At 72.7% G+C, this 21869-nt stretch carries 18 protein-coding genes and 2 pseudogenes; 6 read left to right on the top strand and 14 right to left on the bottom strand.

The genetic code is table 11. From position 1 onward, the window contains the following. The first annotated feature begins 8 nt into the window (after positions 1-8). A complete protein-coding gene (locus E2C04_RS03755) occupies positions 9-3329 on the top strand; it encodes a stealth conserved region 3 domain-containing protein (protein ID WP_238694414.1) in 3321 nt (1106 codons plus the stop codon). A gap of 21 nt (positions 3330-3350) precedes the next feature. Here E2C04_RS03755 and E2C04_RS03750 read toward each other — a convergent pair whose 3' ends face one another. The 4 genes and pseudogenes from E2C04_RS03750 to E2C04_RS03735 all read right to left on the bottom strand — a co-directional run bounded on the left by E2C04_RS03750 (position 3351) and on the right by E2C04_RS03735 (position 7482). Continuing rightward, entirely contained in the window at positions 3351-5297 is a 1947-nt protein-coding gene (locus E2C04_RS03750; protein WP_135831597.1) for a DUF6752 domain-containing protein, read from the bottom strand. Further along, a complete protein-coding gene (locus E2C04_RS03745; protein ID WP_135831596.1) occupies positions 5294-5725 on the bottom strand; it encodes an FAD synthase family protein in 432 nt (143 codons plus the stop codon). The genes E2C04_RS03750 and E2C04_RS03745 overlap by 4 nt, the downstream gene beginning before the upstream one ends. A 161-nt stretch (positions 5726-5886) precedes the next feature. Then, complete coding sequence (locus E2C04_RS03740) at positions 5887-6390, bottom strand: hypothetical protein (RefSeq protein ID WP_135831595.1); 504 nt, start codon at positions 6388-6390, stop codon at positions 5887-5889. 166 nt (positions 6391-6556) lie between these two features. Next, positions 6557-7482: pseudogene (locus E2C04_RS03735) on the bottom strand (DNA polymerase domain-containing protein). A 500-nt stretch (positions 7483-7982) separates the two neighbouring features. On the opposite strand from E2C04_RS03735, the gene E2C04_RS03730 reads away from it, so the two are divergent. Next, positions 7983-9026 carry a YncE family protein gene (locus tag E2C04_RS03730; RefSeq protein ID WP_202977884.1) on the top strand — a complete coding sequence of 348 codons (1044 nt, stop codon included), beginning with the start codon at positions 7983-7985 and terminating at the stop codon, positions 9024-9026. 96 nt (positions 9027-9122) lie between these two features. On the opposite strand, the gene E2C04_RS03725 is transcribed toward E2C04_RS03730, so the two are convergent. Continuing rightward, on the bottom strand, positions 9123-10466 hold the full coding sequence (locus tag E2C04_RS03725) for an HNH endonuclease (protein ID WP_135831593.1): 1344 nt from the start codon (positions 10464-10466) through the stop codon (positions 9123-9125). Between the two features lie 69 nt (positions 10467-10535). On the opposite strand from E2C04_RS03725, the gene msrB reads away from it, so the two are divergent. Beyond that, positions 10536-10934, top strand: coding sequence for a peptide-methionine (R)-S-oxide reductase MsrB (gene msrB / locus E2C04_RS03720; protein ID WP_135831592.1), 399 nt, complete (start codon positions 10536-10538; stop codon positions 10932-10934). Between the two features lie 7 nt (positions 10935-10941). On the opposite strand, the gene E2C04_RS03715 is transcribed toward msrB, so the two are convergent. From E2C04_RS03715 to hemE, 9 genes are all read right to left on the bottom strand, one after another. After that, positions 10942-11373, bottom strand: coding sequence for an SRPBCC family protein (locus E2C04_RS03715; RefSeq protein ID WP_135831591.1), 432 nt, complete (start codon positions 11371-11373; stop codon positions 10942-10944). Between the two features lie 13 nt (positions 11374-11386). Further along, positions 11387-12115, bottom strand: coding sequence for a hydrogen peroxide-dependent heme synthase (gene hemQ, locus E2C04_RS03710; protein ID WP_135831590.1), 729 nt, complete (start codon positions 12113-12115; stop codon positions 11387-11389). Positions 12116-12200: 85 nt separating this feature from the next. Beyond that, entirely contained in the window at positions 12201-13544 is a 1344-nt protein-coding gene (locus E2C04_RS03705; RefSeq protein WP_135831589.1) for an FAD-dependent oxidoreductase, read from the bottom strand. A 75-nt stretch (positions 13545-13619) separates the two neighbouring features. Further along, positions 13620-14213 (bottom strand): flavin reductase family protein, encoded by a 594-nt coding sequence (locus E2C04_RS03700; protein ID WP_135831588.1) that lies wholly within the window; start codon positions 14211-14213, stop codon positions 13620-13622. A 25-nt stretch (positions 14214-14238) separates the two neighbouring features. Continuing rightward, positions 14239-14757: an NADPH-dependent FMN reductase gene (locus E2C04_RS03695; protein ID WP_135831587.1), complete on the bottom strand. Its 519-nt coding sequence runs from the start codon at positions 14755-14757 to the stop codon at positions 14239-14241. Beyond that, complete coding sequence (locus E2C04_RS03690) at positions 14754-15908, bottom strand: LLM class flavin-dependent oxidoreductase (protein WP_135831586.1); 1155 nt, start codon at positions 15906-15908, stop codon at positions 14754-14756. The genes E2C04_RS03695 and E2C04_RS03690 overlap by 4 nt, the downstream gene beginning before the upstream one ends. A gap of 18 nt (positions 15909-15926) precedes the next feature. Next, positions 15927-17138 carry an SfnB family sulfur acquisition oxidoreductase gene (locus E2C04_RS03685; RefSeq protein ID WP_229721328.1) on the bottom strand — a complete coding sequence of 404 codons (1212 nt, stop codon included), beginning with the start codon at positions 17136-17138 and terminating at the stop codon, positions 15927-15929. Further along, positions 17135-18250: a dimethylsulfone monooxygenase SfnG gene (gene sfnG, locus E2C04_RS03680; RefSeq protein WP_135831585.1), complete on the bottom strand. Its 1116-nt coding sequence runs from the start codon at positions 18248-18250 to the stop codon at positions 17135-17137. Before sfnG ends, E2C04_RS03685 begins: the two co-directional genes overlap by 4 nt. A 480-nt stretch (positions 18251-18730) precedes the next feature. Beyond that, positions 18731-19771: a uroporphyrinogen decarboxylase gene (gene hemE, locus E2C04_RS03670; protein ID WP_135831584.1), complete on the bottom strand. Its 1041-nt coding sequence runs from the start codon at positions 19769-19771 to the stop codon at positions 18731-18733. A gap of 69 nt (positions 19772-19840) precedes the next feature. On the opposite strand from hemE, the gene E2C04_RS03665 reads away from it, so the two are divergent. The 3 genes and pseudogenes from E2C04_RS03665 (at position 19841) to E2C04_RS21220 (ending at position 21839) form a co-directional block, all read left to right on the top strand. Next, positions 19841-20467, top strand: coding sequence for a DUF3000 domain-containing protein (locus tag E2C04_RS03665; RefSeq protein ID WP_135831583.1), 627 nt, complete (start codon positions 19841-19843; stop codon positions 20465-20467). Continuing rightward, positions 20464-21660, top strand: a pseudogene (locus E2C04_RS03660) (ribonuclease D); the annotation flags it as partial. The gene E2C04_RS03665 and the pseudogene E2C04_RS03660, both read left to right, overlap by 4 nt. Next, positions 21651-21839: a hypothetical protein gene (locus E2C04_RS21220; protein WP_338088802.1), complete on the top strand. Its 189-nt coding sequence runs from the start codon at positions 21651-21653 to the stop codon at positions 21837-21839. The pseudogene E2C04_RS03660 and the gene E2C04_RS21220, both read left to right, overlap by 10 nt. Positions 21840-21869 lie beyond the last annotated feature (30 nt).

Raw genomic sequence — 21869 nt, 5'->3', positions numbered from 1 at the left:
AGCCCGTCATGACCGAGCAGACCAGCAGCAACGAACCGATCGACGACGGCATCGGCACCTACGACGTCGTGGTCCTGGCCGAGCACGAGGTCAGTCCCGCCGACGCCGCCCAGATCTTCGGCCTCCACGACCAGATCGCCGACGAGGTCGTCTACCACGTGCTCATCCCGCTCGAGGACGCCTCGGCGCGGATCGAGGCAGCGCTCGGCTCGCTCGGCGCCGGCGAGATGCTGGCGGCCCCGGCGGTCGTCAACGACCTCGACCTGGAGAAGCTGCGCGAGGAGAGCGAGGAGGCCGCCGAGGGCGAGCTGACCCGCAGCCTCGCGGCGCTGCGTACGGCCGGGGCCACCGCCCGCGGCGTCGTCTTCGACTCCGAGCCGGTCGGCGCGCTCGCCTCGAACCAAGCAGGTCGACGCCAGCGAGGCCATCGTGCTGACCAGCCCGCACCTGGTCTCGGAGTTCTTCCACGTCGACTGGACCTCGCGCGCCCGCCGCAAGCTCGGCGTCCCGGTGCTGCACCTCATCGAGCACGAGGTCCGCCACCTCACGACCGATCTGTGACAGGCCTCTCCGGGCGGCTGCGCAGCGCCGCCGGCCAGCTGCGCGCCCGCACGCCCAAGCGGCTGCGGATCGGCTTCGTCGTGCACACCATCGACGGCGGCGCCGGCACCGAGCGCTCGGTGATCACCCAGGCCAACGCGCTCGCCGCGCTGCCGGAGGGCCACGACGTCACCCTGCTGTCGCTGCTGCGCACCGCCGACCGACCGCACTACGAGGTCGACCCCCGGGTCACCGTCACCCACCTGCTCGACGTCCGCGACCCCGAGGCGCCGCGACCCCTGCGCCGCGGCGTCGCCACCCCGGCCCAGGCTGCGACCCTGGCGCAGCGCGAGGCGACGCTGGTCCCGCGGCGCTGGGACGCGACGTACGACGGTCTCACCGACGTGGTGCTGCAGGAGTTCCTCCCGACGGTCGACGTCGACGTCCTCGTCACCACCATCCCCGAGCTGCTCGCCGCCGTCGTGCAGCTCGCGCCGCCGTCGGTGGCGGTGGTCCACCAGGAGCACCGGGCGTCCTCGACCCGTGTCTACGACATGGACGCGCTGCTGACCTTCGCCCCGCGCGCCGACGTCGTCGCCTCCCTGACCGGCTCCATGAACGACTGGCTCGCCGCCCAGCTGCGCGGCGCCGCGCCCGACATGGTCGTCATGCCCAACCCGCTCCCGCCGACGCCCGCGCCCCGCGCGACGCTGGAGGAGAAGGTCTTCGTCGCCGCCGGTCGCCTCTCGGTGGAAAAGCGCTTCGAGCAGATGGTCGACGCCTTCGCCTCGATCGCCGACGAGCTGCCCGACTGGCGGCTACGGATCTGGGGCGAGGGCCCCCGCCGGGCCTCGCTGGAGGCGCTCGTACGCCGTCGCGGCCTCACCGGGCGCGTCGAGCTGCCAGGCTCGACCGACGACATGCCCACCGAGTGGGCGCGTGGCAGCGTCGGCCTGCTGACCTCGCGCGCCGAAGGGTTCGGCCTGGTGCTGCAGGAAGCCATGGCCGCCGGCGTCCCGGTCGTCAGCTACGACGTGCCAGCCGGTCCGCGCGAGATCATCACCGACGGCGTCGACGGCTACCTGGTGCCGCCGGAGTCGCGCGCCGGGCTGGCCGCCGCGATGCGCCACCTCGCGCTCGACGACGACGTACGCCGCACCATGGGCGCCGCCGCGCGCCTCTCCGCGCAGCAGTGGTCGGCCGACACGCTGGCGCTGGAGTGGGTGGAGGTCTTCCACCGCGCCGTCGCCCGGCGTCGCGACCCGCTGGCCCCCCGCAAGGTGCTGCACGGGCGCACCGTCGGCCCGATCGGCAAGCTGGCCGTCGGCGACTCTGCCGTGGGGATCACACCGGTCGAGGCCCGCCGCACCGCGCTCGAGCACGCCGCCGGCGCCGCCCGTCGCGCCGCCGCCGGGGCGACCTGGTGCGTCCTGCCGCCGCACGGCGACGACCCGACCGCCGTCGTCGTGGTGCCGTCGCACAGGCGCGCCGACTTCCTGACCGCGCTGGTCGACGCCGCTCCCCCGGTGTGGCTGAGCCTGCTCGAGCCGGAGGAGAACGGCTGGCCCGAGCGCCGCGGCACCGTCGAGGCGATGGCCGAGGCGCTGCGCCGCTCCGGCAGCGGCGCGCTGCACCTCGAGCCGTGGCCCGGTCGCGGCGGCCACCGCGGCCTGCTCGCCGGTCAGGGCGTACGCGTGGAGTTCTGGCAGCCCGACGCCACCGGCGCGCTGATCGCGCCCGGCCCGTCGCGCTTCGGTCCGCGACTCCCCGCCGAGACCGAGACCGTCGAGGCCGAGGTGTGGGGCGTGGGCGTGCGCGCGATCCCGGCGACAATGCTGCCGACAGTGCACGACACCCGCGTCGAGGTCGACGTCGTCTACACCTGGGTCGACGGTGACGATCCCGCCTGGCAGGCGGCGCGCGCCGAGCGGCTGGCGGGGCGTACCGGGGCCGCGACGACCGAGTCGTCCAGCGGGGCCGCGCGCTACCGCAGCCGCGACGAGCTGCGCTGGTCGATGCGCAGCCTCCACCTCTTCGCGCCGTGGGTGCGCCGCATCCACCTGGTCACCGCCGGGCAGGTGCCGGCGTGGCTCGACACCAGCCACGAGAAGATCGCGCTGGTCGACCACCGCGACATCTTCCCGGCCGACGCGCTGCCGACCTTCTCGTCGCACGCGATCGAGTCGCGGCTGCACCACGTGCCCGACCTGGCCGAGCACTTCCTCTACGTCAACGACGACGTGATGCTGGGCCGCCCGCTGCGACCGGAGCTCTTCTTCTCCGCGGCCGGCGCGTTCGCCACCTTCGAGGCGCTGCGCCCGGTCGGGCTGCCCGGCTCGGAGGAGCTGGCCTACCTGCACGCGGCGTGGAACAACCAGCGCCTGCTGCGCGAGACCTTCGGGGTCAACCTCACCCACACCATGGCACACAGCCCGCACCCGATGCGCCGCTCGGTCCTGGCCGAGATCGAGGAGCGCTTCCCCGTCGAGCACCGCGCGACGACGTACGCCCCCTTCCGCTCCGAGACGGACCTGTCACTGCTGTCGTCGTTCGCGCAGCACTACGGACTGCTGACCGGCGCAGCGTTCCCCGCGACCGCGGAGCACGCCTACGTCGACCTGGGCCACCAGAACGTCCAGGGTCAGCTGCGCGCGCTGCGCCGCCGCGACCTGGACTTCTTCTGCATCGCCGACAACCACGACTCCGCCTTCGACGAGGACGCCGTCTCGGCCATGCTCACCGAGGCGATGGAGCACCAGTTCCCGGTCGCGGCGCCTTGGGAGAAATGAGCAGGGAGAAGTGAGCAGCGCTCAGATGCTCCTGCGGTAGGCCGCCAGCACCTCGGCGACGCGCTCCTCGTCGCGGGCGTGCAGCGGCACCAGGAGCTCGCCGACCACGTCGGTGAGCTCGGTGATGCGGCGGTTGAGGTGGCGGTTCTCCTGCACCTCGGCCTCCAGGGCGGCCAGGCGGGCGTGCACTCCGAGCCGCTGGTCGCGGGCGCGGCGCGCCTTCTCCTTGGCCCAGGCCACGCGGCCGGCGACCTTCTGGGCGATGGGCTGGCGGGGGCTGCGTGACTGGTGCTCATGGCTGGGTCCTCTCGGGCAGTGCTGCGGGGGTCGGCGTGACGGCGGAGGTGACGGCGGAGGTGACGGCGTGCGCGGGAAGGTGATCCGCATCCGGCAGACGGCCGGGTCCTCGGCCTCGGTGACGTCGAGACCGGGCGCGATCTCGACGAGCTCGACGACACCGCCGGCGGCCTCGACCTCGCGGCGTACGGTGCGCGGCGAGAGCCGGTGCACCAGGTGGTCCGGGCCGGGGGTGTCGAGCCGGCTGCCGTCGTCGGCCACGACGCCCGGCACCCGGGCGCTGAACTCGACGAAGAGCGACCGGTCGCTGCCGCGCAGGGCCATCCGGGCCAGCCGCCAGAAGTTGTCGCGCTCGTGGTCCTCCAGCGCTCCGAGGACCAGGCGGGCCGTGAGGTGGTGCGGGTCGCGCGCCAGCTCGGCACCGGTGAGCAGCACGGTCCGCAGCTCACCGAGGATCAGCTTGTCGATGCGCGCGGCGACGCAGTTGCGCTGGGTCAGCCCCCTGGCCCGCGAACGGGCGACGCGGGAGTAGTCGTACGCCCGTACCGGGTGACCCTTGCGACCGTAGAAGAGGGCGTCGCAGCCCGCGCCGGCGCCGATGTCGGCGATCGGATCGCCGGCACCGACCTGGCGCCGGACCCAGACCGCGAACGGGCTGCGCCGGAGCCGGACCTGGCGTCCGGGGCCGATGTGGAACTCGGTCCAGCGACCCATGTGGGTGCGGAAGCCGCGCAGCCAGCCGTCGAGGCGGCGTACGCCTGCCCGGGGGTCGGCGTAGGTGAACGACGGGTCGGGCACCCGCCAGCCGGGGCCGTAGACGAAGGCGAGCATCGCCTCGGGGTCGGCGGGCGCGGGGAACGTGTGGCCGTGCAGCTCGATGGTCGACAGCGGCAGCACGGCGCTGCGCTCGAGCTGCCCCGAGCGGTTGCCGAGCTGGTAGAAGGTGCCCCGGACCCAGAAGGCGACGAAGACGTCGATGTGGCAGTTGCGGCCGTCGCTGAGGGGCAGCAGCAGCTTGATGTCACCCCCCGACATGCGCAGCAGGCTCCAGCCGCGGCGCAGCATCTCGCGCTCGACCCGGTAGGACTCGGCGATGACGTCGGCGGGCGACTCGTGCTTCGAGACGTAGCAGACGTCGGTGTCGGAGTCGTGGGCGATCATCGCGCCGTCGCGGACCGCGCCGAGCAGCGCGCCGTAGTTGAGGTAGGCCTCGACGCCGGCGCCCTCGCGCAGGTCGCGCAGCGCGCGCTGGGTGCCGAGGAGGATCTCCTCGCGGACCTCGTGGGCGGTGTCGGCGAAGGAGCGGGTGAGGTGACCGACCTTGTCGACGCAGAGCGGGTGGCCCGAGGAGTCGACGATGGCGACCGGACCGGCGCCGCCGCCGAACGAGACCTCGGCGTCGTGGAGCACCGTCGAGCCCGGCACGTCGGTGACGGTGACCCGGGCGCGGCCCTTCAGGTAGGGGCGCAGGACGGGCGGCCAGGCGACGAGCAGGCCGTCGCGCTCGGGGCGTCCGTCGCGGGCCGGCGTGAACGACCAGACGTAGGTGCCGTCGACGCGCAGGACCAACGGGCCGGGGGCCCCGGGCACCAGGACGCCCGCGTCGTCCACGCGTACGCCGGTGGCAGGCGTCGGCGGGGCCGTCGTGCGCTCAGCCGTGGGGGCGCTCACGAGACGCGCTCGCCGGGGACACCGAGCTTGCGGCGCAGGGCGGTGCTGGAGGTGTGCATCGTGTAGGGGAAGTAGACGAGCTCGACGCCGAGGCCGCGCATCTGCCGCTCGAGCGCGTCGCCCTTGGCGGTGCCGCGCCAGTCGTCGCCCTTGAAGAGGCGCTTGAAGCCGACCTGCGCCCAGGCCTCGGCCTTGTCGAGGGAGCGCTCGACGTAGACGGCGTCGACGATGCCGATCGCCTCGACGATCTCGGCGCGCTCGGCCTCGGGCACGGTGGGCTGCACCCCCTTGCCGGCCAGACAGACCTCGTCGGAGACCACTCCGGCGACCAGTACGTCGCAGTGCTGCCGGGCGTGGCGCAGCATGGTGAGGTGGCCGATGTGGAACAGGTCGAACACACCGGGGACGTAGCCGATGACGGGGCCCATGACGCACTTCCTTCGAACGAACCGTGAGTTATGCGAGCAACTTACTCGACTTTAACTGGATTCAAACGAAGGACCCCCCAACGTTCCTGCGGAAGTCACCGCAGGACGCCGGGGGTCGACGACCTCGCCGGGGCCGGAAGGCCCCGCGAACCGTCAGGTGCTCAGTCGGCGAGGACCTTCTCGCTCGCCACGACGTCCTCCCACATCACGGCACGGTTGGGCCCGTAGAGGCGGACCGGGGTGCTGGGGTCGGCGCCCATGTTCTCGATGACGGTCCACGCCAGCTGCTGGCGCTGCTGGGTGAGCTCGGCGCCGGAGCGCGAGCACATGACCCCGGCGGGACCGTTGACGCGCACGCTGATGACCCGGCCCTCCTCCTCCAGACCCTCGACCTTGGCGCCGGCGGCACATCGGCCACCCCAGTGGCTGAGCGGGCTGTCGCCCTTGGCGGTCGTCGTGGAGACGAGGAGCTTGACGGCCGCGAGCGCACGGCCCTGCGGCCGCATCTGCTCGGCCCCGTCGACCTCCTTCTCGACGCCGACGAGATTGCCGTCGTCGTCGACCATGAAGACCTTCACGGAGGAGCCGGAGGCCTCTGCGCTCGCAGCCCCCTTGCCGTCGTCGTCACCACAGGCCGACGCCGTCAACGCGACGAGGGTGGCCACCGCCAAGGCCACTCCCCCACGTCGCACCCTGCGTGCGCTGCTGTGCTGCTGCCTCATCGGACCGCCCCCCACGGGTTGTTACGAGCAGGTTTCTCACAAGGTACGTCCCGATCCGGGCGCGCGCGGACCTTTGGAGAAACTGGTGTGACGTCGACCACGTCACGCCTCACTCGATGCGGTTGCCCTCCTCGTCCCAGTGCGAGGCGACCTTCTTGGAGGGCTGCACGCGCGGCGGCTCGCCCGGCATCTTGGGGTGGTCGGGTGGGAAGTTGAGCTCGACGGGATGCTCGGCCCACTTCTCGAGCAGCGGTTCGAGGGAGTACGCGGTGTCGTCGATCGCCGCCCACGCGTCGCCGCGGTCGGCCAGCCGCTCGGGGATGGTGAAGAGGTTGAGCTGCGCCGGGTCCGTCAGGTCGGCGAGCTCGTCCCAGTCGAGCGGCGTCGAGACCGGCGCGCCGGGCCGCGGGCGCAGGGAGTAGGCCAGGCGATGGTGCGGTCACGGGTGTTCTGGTTGAAGTCGACGAAGATCCTCTCCCCGCGCTCCTCCTTCCACCAGGCGGTGGTGACGCCGTCGTCGCGCTTCTCGAGCTCACGGCCGAAGGCGATGGCGGCGTGGCGGACCTCGGCGAACTCCCAGCGCGGCTCGATGCGGACGTAGACATGGAGGCCGCGGTTGCCCGAGGTCTTCACGAAGCCGGTCATGCCCAGGTCGGCGAGCAGCTCCTGGGCGACCAGCGCGACCCGGACGGCGTCGCGCAGGTCGGTGCCCGGTTGCGGGTCGAGGTCGATGCGCAGCTCGTCGGGGTGGTCGACGTCGTCACGGCGGACCGGCCACGGGTGGAAGGTGAGCGTGCCCATGTGGGCGGCCCAGACGGGGACGGCGATCTCGGTCGGACACATCTCGTCGGCGGTGCGGCCGGACGGGAACGTGATGCGGGCCGTCTCGAGGTAGTCGGGAGCGCCGCGTGGCACGCGTTTCTGGTAGAAGCCGTCGGCGTCCTTGTCCTGCGGGCCGGTGGCCAGCTGCATCCCTTCACGCCACCCCGAGGGCCAGCGCTCCATCGCGGTGGGGCGGTCGCGCAGGGCGCGCATCAGCCCGTCCTCGACGTCGGCGAAGTACTGCGCCACCTGCAGCTTCGTCCTCCGGGGTCGCGTCGGTGGCCTCGTAGATCACCCGCTCGGGCGACGAGACGCGTACCTCTCGCTCGCCAGCCTGCACGTATGCCTCGGTCGTCTTCGCCATGGAGGCCACGCTAGAGGTACCGGCCGACAGTGGCTCCCGGGCGCGCGCACCACACTGACTCCCACCCCTATTGAGAATGATTCTCATTGTCATGTACGGTTCTGGCCCATGAAACCACCGACGTACACGCCATGTCCTTGTCCCCAGCCTCTGCGCCCTTGCCCTGCTGACGAGCTGCGGCACGACCACCGACTCACCCGATCCCGCCCGCGACCGCCCTGCCGCCGGGGCGGAGTCCACCGAGGTCAGGAAGCTGGTCCCCCGCGCCCTGGTCGCGCACACGGAGGGACTGCTGCTCCTCGACACCGAAACGGGAGAGACGCTCGACGCGGTCGAGGACGACGCCTTCGTGCGGCTCTCCGAGACCGGCGACGGCCGGCACGTCGCGATCGCCGGCGACGCGGGATTCCGCCTCTACGACACCGGCCTGAGCGCCGACCAGCACGGCGACCACGCCCACTTCCGCACCTTCACGCCCGGGCTCCTCGACCAGGTCCGCGCGGCTGAGGGCGCCGGCCACGTCGTCCCCCACGCCGGCCGCACCACCTTCTTCGCCGACGGAACTGGCGAGATCAGCGTCGTCGACACCGACGAGCTGACCGACCCGGACGCCTACGCCGAGCACCGCACCGACGCTCCCCACCACGGCGTGGCCCTGACGTTGGCCGACGGTTCGCTGCTCACCACCCAGGGCACCGAGAAGGAGCGGTCGAGCGCGCAGGTCATCCGCGACGGCCAGGTGGTCGCCGAGACCGACGCGTGCCCCGGCGTCCACGGCGAGGCGACCGCGGCCCCGATCGTCGGCGACGACGTCGTCGTCGTGCTGGGCTGCGAGGACGGCCCCGTCGTGCTGCGGAAGGGCGAGTTCCGCAAGGTGGAGGTCGACCGGCCGTACGTCCGCACCGGCAACCTGGCCGGCCACCCCGACTCCCCCGTCGTCCTGACCGACTGGAAGGTCGACCCCGACGCCGACCTCGAGCGGCCCGAGCAGGTCGGACTCCTCGACACCCGCACCGACACCCTGCGGACGGCCGACCTCGGCAGCTCGTACTGGTTCCGCTCGCTCGGCCGTGGACCGCACGGCGAGGCGGTGGTCCTCACGTACGACGGCACCCTGCGGGTCCTCGACGAGGAGACCGGCAAGGAGGTCGCCCGCATCCAGGCGATCAAGCCGTGGCGCGAGAAGGACGACTGGCAGGAGCCCGGTCCCGTGCTGGAGGTCGCCGGGTCGTACGCCTACGTCAGCGACGCCTTGACCAACGAGCTCGTGGTCGTCGACCTGGAGCGCGCCGAGGTCGTACGCCGCCTCGACCTGCCGCACCCGGCCGTCGAGCTCGTCGTGACCACGGGCGTCGCGGCCGACGCCGCGGGCGACCACGGGCACGACCACTGAAGCCACGTTGAACGCACGTTGAGCCCTCACTGACCCGGTGCGCCCCTCGGCTTCTCCGCCCCGAGGGGTGCACCGACTTCCCTGCGTGCGAGAGCCTCAGGGGTCGCCGAGGGCGATGGTCCGGCCGCCGGTGACGAGGAAGGTCTGGCCGTGGGGGCCGGTCCAGAGGTGGTCGGGTGGGTGGCCCGGTCTGTCATCCGGGCCGGTTGTTGGTTCGGCCAGTACGACGTAGCGCCAGCGCCCGTCGGTCTTGGCGCGGTGGTGGCGTCGGCACAGCGGGGCGAGGTTGTCGGGGGTGGTCCCCGGAGTTGCATGGTCGTCGGGGGCCCAAGGAGCGACGTGGTCGAGGTCGCCGGAGCGGGCGTTGCGGCCGCAGAACGGAAAGACGCAGCCGCGGTGCCGCAGCACCACCTGGTCGCGCATCCGTGGCGGCGGGTCGTGCCGTGGGCTCCAGGTGGTGTCGGCGAGGTCGAGGACCGGAGTGACGCTCACCCTCGTGACCCCGAGCCACTGCTTGAGGAGGTCGGTGGTGATCGGTCCGAGCCGCTCCACCTCGGCGACCGCCATCTCTGCGCCGGCTTGGCTGTCATCACCCATCTGGCTCAGCGTGGCCAGGTCCGCCAACGAGGCGTGGACGTACACCTTGAGCGCCTGCCCCGGCGCCCCGCGACCGGTCTTGGACGCAGCGGCGTCGGCGGCGCCGAACCCGAACGCGAGCTGGTCGACACCTTCGCGAGCGAGCGACACCAGCGCCTTCACCCGCCGCGCACACCCCGCGTCAGCGTCCCCGGCGCCAGCCAGGGCATCGGCGTCGGCGCTGATCCGGTCCCTCACCTCACCAAGAGCGACGGTGTCGCCGACGGCGGTCAGCTGGCTGGTGCCCGCCCAGCCCCGCGGGTGGGTCAGGTCCACGTCCCACTTCGCACGCTCGGCGGCTTCCTTCTCCTTCTGGCCCTCGGGGTCGACCCGGGCGACCGCAAGCGCGATCAACCGGTCCAACGCCGCCGCGCCGATCGACCCCGCAGCGCCGATCAGCTGCCGATCCACCCACCGCGCGGCCTCCAACGAAAGACTCCGCGTCGCGGTCGCGATCCGGCGGGCCTTCCACACCGCGACCTCGAGGGCCTGCACCTGGTCCCACAACCGCGGCAACCGGTGCACCAGGTCGACCGTGTCGGCCAGCAACGCCTGCGCAGCCGCCGGCGAGACCCGCAGCACCCCCGCCAACGGTTCGGCGGTGAACGCCGCCACCCCGGGCGTACCGTCGCCGCCCGGGAACTCGTCAGCCGTCAGCACGCCACCCTCGCCCAGTGCTGGGTGGCTGACCACCCACGCGTAGACCAGCTCGAGCTCTTCGGACTCAGCGGCCGCGATCAGCTGCCGGTGAGCACCCAGCTCACGTAGCAGTGCTGCGTCGGTGGTGTGGGTGGCCGCTTCCATGGGTCAACACAACCAGCGACCGCCGACAGTTAGTGGGGCCGCGCTTCCCCCGCCTCGTACGCTGGAGCCATGGGTTACAAGGTGGAGAAGACCGACGCGGAGTGGCGTGAGCAGCTGTCCCCCGAGGAGTACCACGTGCTGCGCGAGGCCGGCACCGAGCGCGCGTTCACGGGCGAGTACACCGACACCGAGACGACCGGCACCTACTCGTGCCGGGCGTGCGACGCCGAGCTCTTCGTCTCCGACACCAAGTTCCACTCGGGCTGCGGCTGGCCGAGCTTCTACCAGCCGGTGACCGACACCATCGAGTACATCGAGGACAACTCGTTCGGCATGAAGCGCGTCGAGGTGCGCTGCGCCAGCTGCGGCTCGCACCTGGGCCACGTCTTCCCCGACGGCTACGGCACCCCGACCGGCGACCGCTACTGCATCAACTCGCTCAGCATCACCCTGCACCCGAAGGGCTGAGCGCCGCTCAGGCCGCGCCGAGGATCCGCGCCGCCCGGCGCAGGTCAGCGAGCACCGGGCGTACGCCCGCGACCGTCGCCACCCGCCCCAGCGGCGACCAGCGGCCGGCGGCGCGCACCTCGAAGTCGGCGAGCACGCGGCAGCCCGCGGCCCTGGGCGTGAAGGTGAGCGTCAGGTCCGCCGAGAAGGCGCCCCACTCCCCCGACTCCGCCCACAGCCCGGGCCGCTCGGCCCGCGTCAACGTCATCCGCGGCCGCAACCCCGGCCAGGTCACGTCGACCCAGCGCAACCCCGCCTCGACCGGGTCACCGGGCTCCCACCCGTCGCGCAGCTCGACGGCACGCAACGACGACTGCCAGCGCGGCCGCTGCGTCGGGTCGACGAGGAAGTCGTACGCAGCCTCCGCGGGCACCGCGAAGTCGACGGCGCCCCCGGCCATCAGCGCAGTCCCGTCACGGCAGCAGGTCGAGCAGCTCGCTGACCTCGACGCGGGCGCCGGTGTAGAACGGCACTTCCTCGCGCACGTGCTTGCGGGCGTCCGAGGCGCGCAGGTGGCGCATCAGGTCGACGATCCGGTGCAGCTCGTCGGCCTCGAAGGCCAGCATCCACTCGTAGTCGCCGAGCGCGAACGACGCGACGGTGTTGGCCCGCACGTCGGCGTAGCCACGCGCCATCTGCCCGTGCTCGGCGAGCATGCGGCGACGCTCGCCGTCCTCCAGCAGGTACCACTCGTAGGAGCGGACGAAGGGGTAGACGCAGATGTGCTTGCGCGGCGTCTCGTCGGCCAGGAAGGCCGGGATGTGGCTGCGGTTGAACTCGGCCGGGCGGTGCAGCGCCATCTGCGACCAGACCGGCTCGAGGCGCGAGCCAAACGCCGTGCGCCGGAAGCGGTTGTAGGCGGACTGCAGCTGCACCGAGTCCTCGGCGTGCCACCAGATCATCACGTCGGCGTCAGCGCGCAGGCCGGAGACGTCGTAGGTGCCGCGGACCTTCACGTCCTCACCGGCCAGCGTCGCGAAGAGCTCCTCGACCTCGGCCGCCTCGGCGCCACGGTCGGCGTCACCGAGGACGTCGCGGAGCTTGAAGACCGACCACATCGTGTAGCGGATCGTGTCGTTGAGCTCGTTGATGCGGGAGGCGTTGGACTGGCTGGCCTTCTCAGGGGCGGACTGCTCGCTCATGCCTGCCATTGTGCCCGTCCCGCGGCTGCGACCCCACGTGGGCGTGGCCACACCGCTGTCGCGACTCGACGTCACGACTCCGGCGTCACGACTCCAGCAGGTGCGCGACGGCGCGGTGCGCCGAGCCGATCACGGCCGGGATCCCGACGCCGTCGTACGCAGCTCCCGCGACGACCACGCCGTTCGGCAGGCCGGCACGCACCGTGGCGACGCGGTCGAGGTGGCCGACGGCGTACTGCGGCAACCCGCCACCCCAGCGCTGCACGTGCACGTCCACGGGCGTCGCGCGCAGCCCGGTGGCCTCGCCCAGGTCGCCGAGCGACCAGGCGACGAGTTCGTCGTCGCTGGCCTGCAGCGTGGCCTCCTCACCGTGGCGACCCAACGACGTACGCAGGTGGGCGACGCCCGCGGCCTCGCCCGCGCGGCGCACCCAGCCCCACTTGGCGAAGGAGAAGGTGGAGGCCTTGATCCGGCGCCCCTCGGTCGGCGGGACGAGGAAGCCCGAGGAGCCCGTCGCGTCGAGCTCGGCGACGTCGTCGAGGGCGAAGGCGAAGGTGATGACGGCCATCGAGGCGTACTCCAGCCCGGCCAGCGCAGCGCTGGCGGCCGGCGCGACCTCGGCGAGCAACCGGGCGGTGGGGGCGGCGGGCGCGGCGAGGACCACGCCGCTGGCCTCGACGACCTCCGGCGCGGTGGTCGGTCCGACGACCAGCTCCCAGCCGGTCGACGTACGCCGCAGCTCGCGCACCGTCGCGCCCGTGCGGACCGTGACCCCCGGGGCCTCGGCCAGCAGCGCCGGCCACGACCCCATGCCCCCGGAGATGCCCGCGAAGACCGGCACGTCGTACGTCGTCGGGATGGCGGAGCCCTGCTGGAGCAGCGAGCCGCGCTCCGCGAAGGCGACCAGCTGCGGCACGCAGGCGCGCGCCGAGAGGCGGCGTGCGTCACCGGCGTACACGCCACCGAGGAGCGGCTCGACGAGGCGGTCGACCACCTCGTCGCCGAACCGTGCGGCCACCAGGTCGCCGACGGAGACGTCGTCGGTGACCACCGTCGGCGGCAGCGTGGGCTCCTGACGGACCCGCTCCAGGCCGGCCTCGCTCAGCACGCCGGAGGCCTCGAGCCCCTCGAGGTCGAGCGGCACCCCCATCAGCGAGCGCGGCAGCGGCCGCAGCCCTCCGCGGGTCCAGATCCGTGACGAGGCGACGGTGGGGTGCTCCAGCTCGATGCCCACCGAGTGCGCCAGGGCCACTCCCTCGGGGCGGCGGTTGAGCATCGCCTCGGCGCCGACGTCGACGGTGACGCCCGCGACCTCGGCGGTGCGGAGCTTGCCACCGAGGTGGTCGCTCGCCTCCAGCACCAGCACGCGGCGGCCGACGTCGGCCAGGCGGCGGGCGGCGGCGAGTCCGGCGATGCCGGCTCCGACCACGACGACGGGGCGTCAGCAGCGGGGAGGGCCATGCCTCCCAATGTGCCACGCCCCCGCCGGGCGGTTCGGCCCGGGTCAGGCGGCGTCGGCGTCCCGGTCGCCCTCGACGGGCTCGCCGTTGATCCGACCCGACAGCGTCGCCGGGTCGAGGTCGTCACGGTGCAGGCGCTGGAAGCCGCTGCGGTGGAAGACCAGCGGCTCACGGTCGCCGGCCGACTCCACGGCCGACACCTCCAGCAGCACGATCAGGTGGTCGCCCGCCTCCAGCTCGGAGTGGATGGTCGTGGTGAAGGTGCTGACGGCCTCGTCGAGCAGCACCGCACCGGCGGCCGAGGTGCGCAGGCGCAGGCCCTCGAAGCGCTGGTCGGCCGGCCCGGCGAGCTGGCGGCAGAGCAGGTCGTGGTGGTCGGCGAGCACGCTGACGCCGATCTCACCTGCCTCGCGCAGCACCGGCCAGGTCTGCGACGACCTGGCGATCGAGAAGGAGACGAGCGCAGGCTCGACGCTGATCGAGGTGAACGAGCTGGCGGCGATGCCGACCAGCTGTCCCCCGACGCGGGCGGCGACGGCCACGACGCCGGAGGGGAAGGTGCCGTACGCGTCGCGCAGCGCGCGCTGGTCGGTCACGTCGGTGCTCTGCTGCGGGCGGGCGTTCTGGTGCTGGGTCATGGGGTTCCTCTCGAGGGGGCGGGCGTCAGCCGGCCACGGGGGTCGCGATCGGGTCGAGCAGCGCGGCGACGACGGGACGCACGGCGGCGAGCCACGCCTCGTACGCCGCGGGGTCGTCGTAGGCCTTGTCGACGACGCTCAGCGCTGCTCCGGGAACGGTGGCACCGAGCTCGGTGAGCACGGGGCGCAGGAAGGTCTCGGCGGCCATCGCGTGGCGCGGGGCTGCCGAGAGCATCAGCGGCACCGCGACGGTCCCGGCCAGGCCGTCGCCGGCGACCCGGTCGAGGAAGACCTTCAACAGGCCGGTGAACGAGGCCTTGTAGGTGGGGCTGGCGACGACCAGCAGCTTCGCCGCGCTGACCTGGGCGACCAACTCGGAGACCTCGGCGTCGGACCAGTCCAGGAGTCGCGGGCCCCAGGTGGCGAGGTCGACGACCAGGTCGGGCTCGCCGTCGAGCGCGCGGGCCACCAGCAGGGCAGCGTCGAGCGTGCGTGAGGCAGGCTTCGGGTTGCCGACCAGGACGACGGTGCGGGGAGTGCTCATCGCAGCACCGCCACGCCACCGAACGGGACGGCAGCCTTCCCCGGGCCGACCGGGGCCGGGTGCTCCCACAGGCCGCGGCGGGTCAGCTCCGGCAGGACGCCCTCACCGAAGTGGTAGGACTCCTCCAGGTGCGGGTAGCCCGACATCACGAACTCTGTGATGCCCGCGTCGACGTACTGCTCGACGAGGTCGGCGACCTCGGCGTGCGAGCCGACCATCGCGGTGCCGGCCCCGCCGCGGACCAGGCCGATTCCGGCCCACAGGTTGGGGTGCACCTCGAGGTGCTCCTTCGAGCCCTTGTTGAGCTCGAGCATCCGCTTCTGGCCGACCGAGGCGCTGCGCGCCAGACCCGCCTGGATCGTGGCGATCTGCTCCTCGGAGATGCCGTTGAGCATCCGCCTCGCCACGGCCCAGGCCTCCTCGGAGGTGTCGCGGGCGATCGAGTGCAGGCGGATGCCGTACTTGAGCTGGCGGCCCTCGTTCGCGGCCAGCTTCTTGATCCAGTCGACCTTCTCCCTGACGGCGGCCGGCGGCTCGCCCCAGGTCAGGTAGACGTCGGCGTACTTCGCAGCGACGTCACCGGCCGCCGGCGACGACCCGCCGAAGTAGACCTCGGGCACCGGCGAGGGGATCTGGTGGAGCGTCGCGTTCTCCACGGAGTGGTGCTTGCCGGTGAAGTTGACCGTCTCGCCGGCCCACAGCGCACGCACGATGTGCAGGAACTCGCCGGCCGACTCGTAGCGCTCGTCCTTGGTCGAGAAGTCGCCGAACATCCGCTGCTCGTGGTCCTCGCCGCCGACCACGACGTTGACGGCCAGGCGGCCGCCGGAGAGGTTCTGGAAGGTGCCACCCATCTGCGCGCCGAGGAAGGGCGCGACCAGGCCGGGGCGGAAGGCGACCAGGAACTTCAGCCGCTCCGAGAGGCTGCTGAGCATCGCCGTGCTCACCCAGGCGTCCTCGCACCAGGCGCCGGTCGGCGTCAGCGCCGCCTCGAAGCCGAGCTGCTCGGCCGAGCGGGCGATCTGACCGAGGTAGGACACGGTCGCGGGACGCGACGAGGCGGTCGCGTCGACCCCGTGGCCACCGCCGACGACGTCGCGGCTGTCGCCACCGTTGGTCGGCAGGAACCAGTGGAACTTGAGCTTGCTCATGGTGCGTCTCTCCTCGGGTCAGATCTGTCCGTGGCTCGGGGGCAGGACCCCGTCGAGCGTGTGGCGGCCCAGGTGCTGGATCTTCCAGGCGGCCGGGTCGTGCAGGGTGTGGGCGTTGCGCCAGTGCCGGTCGAGGTTGAGCCGGCCCAGGGCCGAGCGGGTGCCGGCGACCTCGAAGAGGCGGCTGGCGGTCTCGACGCTGGCGCGGGTGGACGCCGCGCGGGCGGCGGCCAGGGCGAGGCTGACGGCACCGGCCGTCTCGGCAGTCAGGTCGGCGTTGGCCCGGTCGACCGCCCGCGCCGCCTCGGCCAGCAGGGCCTCGGCGCCGCGTACGGCCACCTCCATCTCGCCGAACGCCTGCACGACCAACGGGTCGTCCGCGTGCCGCTCGACCCCGGCGTCGGGGTAGGGCCGCGACTTCGTGGTCACGAAGGCAGCCGCCTCCGTGAGCGCGGCACGCGCGATGCCCGCGTCGATCGCCGCGTGCAGGGTCTGGGCGTACGAGCCGTAGGTCTGCGGGCGGCCGTCGAAGGTCGCGTGGAAGGGCGTGATCCGGTCGCTGCGCACGGCGACGTCGACGAGGCGTACGCCCCCGCTCGCCGTGGTGCGCTGGCCGACGCCGTCCCAGTCGTCGACGACGGTGACGCCGGCGGCGTGCCGCTCGACCCAGGCGACGTGCAGCGGGCCGTCGACGTCGAGGTGGGCGAGCACGGGGATCCAGTCTGCGAAGAGGGCGCCCGTGCAGTAGCCCTTGTCGGCGTCGAGCACCCACTCCCCCTCGCCGACGGGGCGCAGGGTCGCGCGGTAGTCGCGGACGTGCTTGGTGCCGAGCTCGGACTGGGCGTTGCCGAACATCTTCCCGGCCAGCACCTCGCCGAAGAAGTACGCCTGCTGCTCGGGCGCCGCGGTCAGCCGCAGCGAGTTGACGTAGGCGAAGTGGCTCTGCGGGATCTGGCCCAGGTTGGGGTCACCCTCGGAGATCAGCCGGACGACCTCGGCCACGACCTCGACCGGCAGGTCGGCGCCGCCGTGGGCAGCCGGCACGGTGATCGCCAGCAGCCCAAAGGCGGCGAGCTCACGCACCTGCTCGTGCGGCAGGATCCGCTGCGCGTCACGCTCGACAGCCCCCACGGCGAAGCGGTCGCGCAGTCGCGTCGCCTCGGCGCGGGCGGTCTCGGCGCTGAGCACGGGGACACGGGTCTCCGACGGGGCGGAGGGAGCGAGGCTCACGACGCGACCGCCGGGACGGCCAGGTCACGGGCCTCGAGCTCGCGGTAGACCGGCAGCACCTCGCGGCCGAAGTACTCGACCTCCTCCTGGAAGTGCAGGAAGCCCAGGAGCATCAGGTCGACGCCGCGGCGGCGGTACTCCAGGAGCCGGGTCGCGACCTGCTCGGGCGTGCCGACGAGTCCGGTGCGGAAGCCCTCGTTGTACTGGACCATGTCGTCGAACTTCGCGTCGGCCCACATGCCCTTGCGGTCCGCTGTCGAGGCACCTGCCTGCTTCACGGCCTCGCCGAAGCTCTCGACGGCCTCGCGGTCGGCGTGGGTGATGATCTCCTCGAGCACGCCGTGGGCCTCGGCCTCGGTGTCGCGGGCGATCATGAAGCCGTTGAGGCCGAACTTCACGGTGCGCCCGGCAGCGGCGGCGTGCGCGGACACCTCCTCGACCTGCTCCTGGGCGCCGTCGTAGCTGTTGCCGTTCATGAAGTACCAGTCGGCGACGCGTCCACCCATGCCGCGGGCGGCGGTCGAGTTGCCCCCCATGAAGATCTCGGGGTGCGGGCGGCCCGGGAGGTCGAGCGGCTTGGGACGCATCGCGAAGTCGTGGAGGCGGTAGAAGTCGCCGGAGAACTCCGCGGAGTCGGCGGTCCAGACCTCGCGCAGGTACTGGATGAGCTCCTCGGCCCGGCGGTAGCGCTCGCCGTGCTCGAGCCAGGGCTCACCGTGCTGGGTGAACTCGTTCTTGAGCCAGCCGCTGACCACGTTGACCGCGGCACGGCCGCCGGAGATGTGGTCGGCCGTGGTGAGGAACTTGGCCAGCACGCCGCGCTGCCACATGCCGGGGTGGACCGCCGCGATCACCTTGAGGCGCTCGGTGGCTGCCAGCAGCGCGAGCGAGAAGGAGGTCGACTCGTGCTGGTTCGCCGCGCCGTACGAGGCGAGGTAGCGCACCTGGGTGAGCGCGTAGTCGAAGCCGTTGCGCTCGGCGGTGCGGGCCAGCTCGACGTTGTAGTCGTAGCTCCAGTCGGTGCGCTGCTCGACGTTGCTGACGACGCGGCCGCCGCTGACGTTGGGCACCCAGCAGGCGAACTGGAGCGGCGCGCGCTCGGTGGTGGTCATGCTCAGGTCCTCCGTGGGGGTCGGTCCAGCGTGTGCTGCCAGACGCGAGACCTCTCTCGCGTTTGTCAATCAAAACACTAGACTTATGCTGGGCGCAAGGCAGCCCGGTCGTCCCACGCGCGCTTCTGTCTGCCGGGTGACAGGCACTGCCTCTCACTCATCCCCTCGCCACCCCCACCAGCAAGGAGCCGCCGGCTCTTCGGCAGCGAGCTGCCGCCGCGGGCACACAGCACCGACGGCGCAGACCTCGGCAAGCTGATGGTCGCCGACGGCCTGGGCATCACCCTGCTGCCCGACTTCAGCGTCGTCGGCGACCCGCTGCACACCGCGGGGCTGCTCACCACGCGCCCGCTGCGCGACGACCGCACGGCCGTACGCCTGGTGCTGCAGCACCGCAGCCACCAGCTGTCGGCGCCGGTGCGCGACCTCGTGCTCTGCCTCCAGGCGGAGGCGAGCCGCGGCCACCGTCCGGGTGAGCGGTCAGCCCAGCGGGTAGGAGTGCACGAAGTCCGTCAGCTTCTTGAGCTGGTCGGGGTTCGTGCTCGGGATGACGCCGTGGCCGAGGTTGAAGATGTGGCCCTTGGCGGAGCGACCGGCCTCGATCACCTGCGCGGCGCGGGCGGTCATCACGTCAGTCGGCGCGAAGACCAGCGTCGGGTCGAGGTTGCCCTGCACGGCGCGGTCGCCGACGAGCTCGATGCCGCGCTCGAGCGGCGTACGCCAGTCGATGCCGACGACGTCGGCGCCGGCCTCACCCATCAGGGTGAGCAGGTTGGTGGTGCCCACACCGAAGTGGATGCGGGGCACGCCCAGCTCGCCGGCCTCGGCGAGCACGCGCGAGGAGTGCGGCATGACGTGCTCGGTGTAGTCCTGCGGGGTCAGCGCGCCGGCCCACGAGTCGAAGAGCTGGACGGCGGAGGCGCCGGCGTCGACCTGGACCTTGAGGTAGGCCGAGGCGATCTGCGCGATCTTGCGCATGAGCGCGTCCCAGACGTCGGGGGCGCCGAGCATCATCGCCTTGGTCTTGGCGTGGTCCTTCGACGGACCGCCCTCGACGAGGTACGACGCGACGGTGAACGGGGCGCCGGCGAAGCCGATCAGCGGGGTCGCGCCGAGCTCGCCGACGAGGCCCTGCACGGCCTGGGTGATGAAGGTGACGTGCTCCGGGGTGAGGTCGGGGATGCGCTCGACGTCGGCGAGGGTGCGTACGGGCTCCGCGACGACCGGCCCGACGCCGGGCTTGATGTCGAGGTCGACACCGACGGCCTTCAAGGGCAGCACGATGTCGGAGAAGAAGATGGCGGCGTCGACGCCGTAGCGACGCACCGGCTGCATGGTGATCTCGACGACCAGGTCGGGGTCCATGCACGACTCGAGCATGCCGATGCCCTCACGCACCTTGAGGTACTCCGGCAGCGAGCGACCCGCCTGTCGCATGTACCAGACCGGGGTGTGGCTCACCGCCTCTCCGCGGGCGGCGGCGAGGAAGACACTGTCGGCGGCGGCGGGGGACGGGCTCACCCGGCGATCATCGCAGGTCAGGCGGCGTGTTGGCACATCACCGACGAGACCGTGACTTAGCGTGGGCCCATGGTCGCGTACTCGGAGACTCGCCGCGGGCAGGGGGTCGAGGAACCCCCCGCCGCGTTCCTCAGGGCCCTGGACCAGATGCGTTCGGCCACGATGCGCGCCGAAGTCGCCGTCGAGGAGATGCCGGCACCGCAGCGCATCGCGCCGTGGGCGACGGCCATCACCGCCGACGTCGAGGTCGAGGAGGACGAGGTCGGCACCGGACGGCTGATCCTGCTGCACGACCCCACCGGCAACGACACGTGGGAGGGCACCTTCCGCCTGGTCGCCTACTCCCGGGCCCAGATCGACCCCGAGCTCTCCATCGACCCGCTGCTCGGCGCGGTCGCCTGGACCTGGCTGACCGACGCCCTCACCGCGCACGGCGCAACCTGGCGCGCGGCGTCGGGCACCGTCACCCGGGTGGCCACCGAGAGCTTCGGCGGGATGGCCGACGAGCCGGCCACCGCGCAGGTCGAGATCAGGGCCTCCTGGACGCCCGACATCGACGACGACCAGACCTCCCTGCGCGCCCACGTCGAGGCATGGGGTGAACTTCTCTGTACGGCAGTCGGCCTCCCGCCGGTGCCCGAAGGCGTCACCGCCTTCCCCCAACGACGTGGACAGCGGAGCAACACGACCCCATGACCCCTGACGACGCACCCGGCACCGCGCCGACGGAGCCGGACCCGACGGGTGCGGAGAACACGGACGCCCAGGACGCGGATGCCAAGGCCCCGGATGCCGAGGCCACTCCCCCGCCGCCTGCTCCCCTGCTCACGCTGAGCGGTGGCATCCCCGACGTCGTTGACACCCCCTCCCGCCTCGAGGAGGCCTGCGCGGCCCTGGCCGGCGCCTCCGGCCCCGTCGCCCTCGACGCCGAGCGTGCGTCGGGCTACCGCTACTCGCAGCGGGCCTACCTGATCCAGCTGCGCCGCGGCGACTCCGGCACCTGGCTGATCGACCCCATCGCCTTCGACTCCGACCTTCCGACGCTGGCCGAGGCGCTCGGTGACGCGGAGTGGATCCTGCACGCCGCCACCCAGGACCTGCCCTGCCTGCGCGAGGTCGGGCTCGAGCCGACCACGATCTTCGACACCGAGCTCGCCGGTCGCCTGCTGGGCATGCCCCGCGTCGGCCTGGCCACCCTGGTCGAGGAGGTCGTCGGCCTGCGGATGCGCAAGGAGCACTCGGCTGCCGACTGGTCCAAGCGTCCGCTCCCCAACCCGTGGTTGGAGTACGCCGCCCTCGACGTCGAGGTGCTCGTCGAGCTGCGCGACCACATGCAGACCGAGCTGGAGAAGGCCGGCAAGTGGGAGTGGGCCCAGCAGGAGTTCACCCACCTGCTCGACTTCCAGCCGACCGTGCGTGTCGACGCCTGGCGCCGCGTCTCCGGCCTGCACAAGCTGCGCGGACGACGTGCCCTGGCGGTGGCGCGGGCCCTGTGGGAGACCCGCGACGAAATCGCGCGCACCCGCGACGTGACGCCCGGCCGGGTCATCCCCGACGCGGCACTGGTCGCCGCCGCGACCGCGATGCCGGCCAACCGCAACGCGCTGCTGGCGACCCGCGGCTTCCACGGTCGTGGCGCCGAGCGCTACGCGAACCGGTGGATGGACGCGATCGCCGCCGCGATGCAGATCCCCGAGGACGAGCTGCCGCCGCGTACGTTGCGGGGCGACGGCCCGCCGCCGGTGAAGGCGTGGGCGGACCGCGACCCCGTCGCCGACCGCCGGTACAAGGCGGCCCGCGACGCGACGCTCGCGATCGCCGAGGAGCACCACCTCCCCGTGGAGAACCTCATCACCCCCGACTACGTACGCCGCGCGATGTGGACGCCGCCGTCGACCCGCGACCCGAGGCGCTCACTGCGCAGCTGCGGGAGCAGCTCATGGCGCTGGGCGCGCGCCGCTGGCAGGTCGACCTGGTGCTCGACGCACTCGTCGACGCGACGCTGCGCGCCGACGAGCCGGTCGCGGAACAGGTCGCCGGAACGGACGAGGCTCAGCCCGAGGGCTGAGCCTCACCCGGCGTCCGCCGGACGGCGGGC

The sequence above is a fragment of the Nocardioides daphniae genome (genome assembly GCF_004777465.1).
Taxonomy (GTDB): domain Bacteria; phylum Actinomycetota; class Actinomycetes; order Propionibacteriales; family Nocardioidaceae; genus Nocardioides; species Nocardioides daphniae.
The sequence above is the reverse complement of the archived record's forward strand: the minus strand, read 5'-3'. Positions and strand labels throughout refer to the sequence as shown.

Coding starts and splice junctions, on each gene's coding strand:
- E2C04_RS03745 (WP_135831596.1), bottom strand. CDS start 5,725: ATGGGCCCCGTCATCGGCTACGTCCCCGGTGTGTTCGACCTGTTCCAC.
- E2C04_RS03695 (WP_135831587.1), bottom strand. CDS start 14,757: ATGAGCACTCCCCGCACCGTCGTCCTGGTCGGCAACCCGAAGCCTGCC.
- sfnG (WP_135831585.1), bottom strand. CDS start 18,250: ATGACCACCACCGAGCGCGCGCCGCTCCAGTTCGCCTGCTGGGTGCCC.
- E2C04_RS03690 (WP_135831586.1), bottom strand. CDS start 15,908: ATGAGCAAGCTCAAGTTCCACTGGTTCCTGCCGACCAACGGTGGCGAC.
- msrB (WP_135831592.1), top strand. CDS start 10,536: ATGGGTTACAAGGTGGAGAAGACCGACGCGGAGTGGCGTGAGCAGCTG.
- E2C04_RS03665 (WP_135831583.1), top strand. CDS start 19,841: ATGGTCGCGTACTCGGAGACTCGCCGCGGGCAGGGGGTCGAGGAACCC.
- E2C04_RS03755 (WP_238694414.1), top strand. CDS start 9: ATGACCGAGCAGACCAGCAGCAACGAACCGATCGACGACGGCATCGGC.
- E2C04_RS03725 (WP_135831593.1), bottom strand. CDS start 10,466: ATGGAAGCGGCCACCCACACCACCGACGCAGCACTGCTACGTGAGCTG.
- E2C04_RS03700 (WP_135831588.1), bottom strand. CDS start 14,213: ATGACCCAGCACCAGAACGCCCGCCCGCAGCAGAGCACCGACGTGACC.
- E2C04_RS03715 (WP_135831591.1), bottom strand. CDS start 11,373: ATGGCCGGGGGCGCCGTCGACTTCGCGGTGCCCGCGGAGGCTGCGTAC.
- hemQ (WP_135831590.1), bottom strand. CDS start 12,115: ATGAGCGAGCAGTCCGCCCCTGAGAAGGCCAGCCAGTCCAACGCCTCC.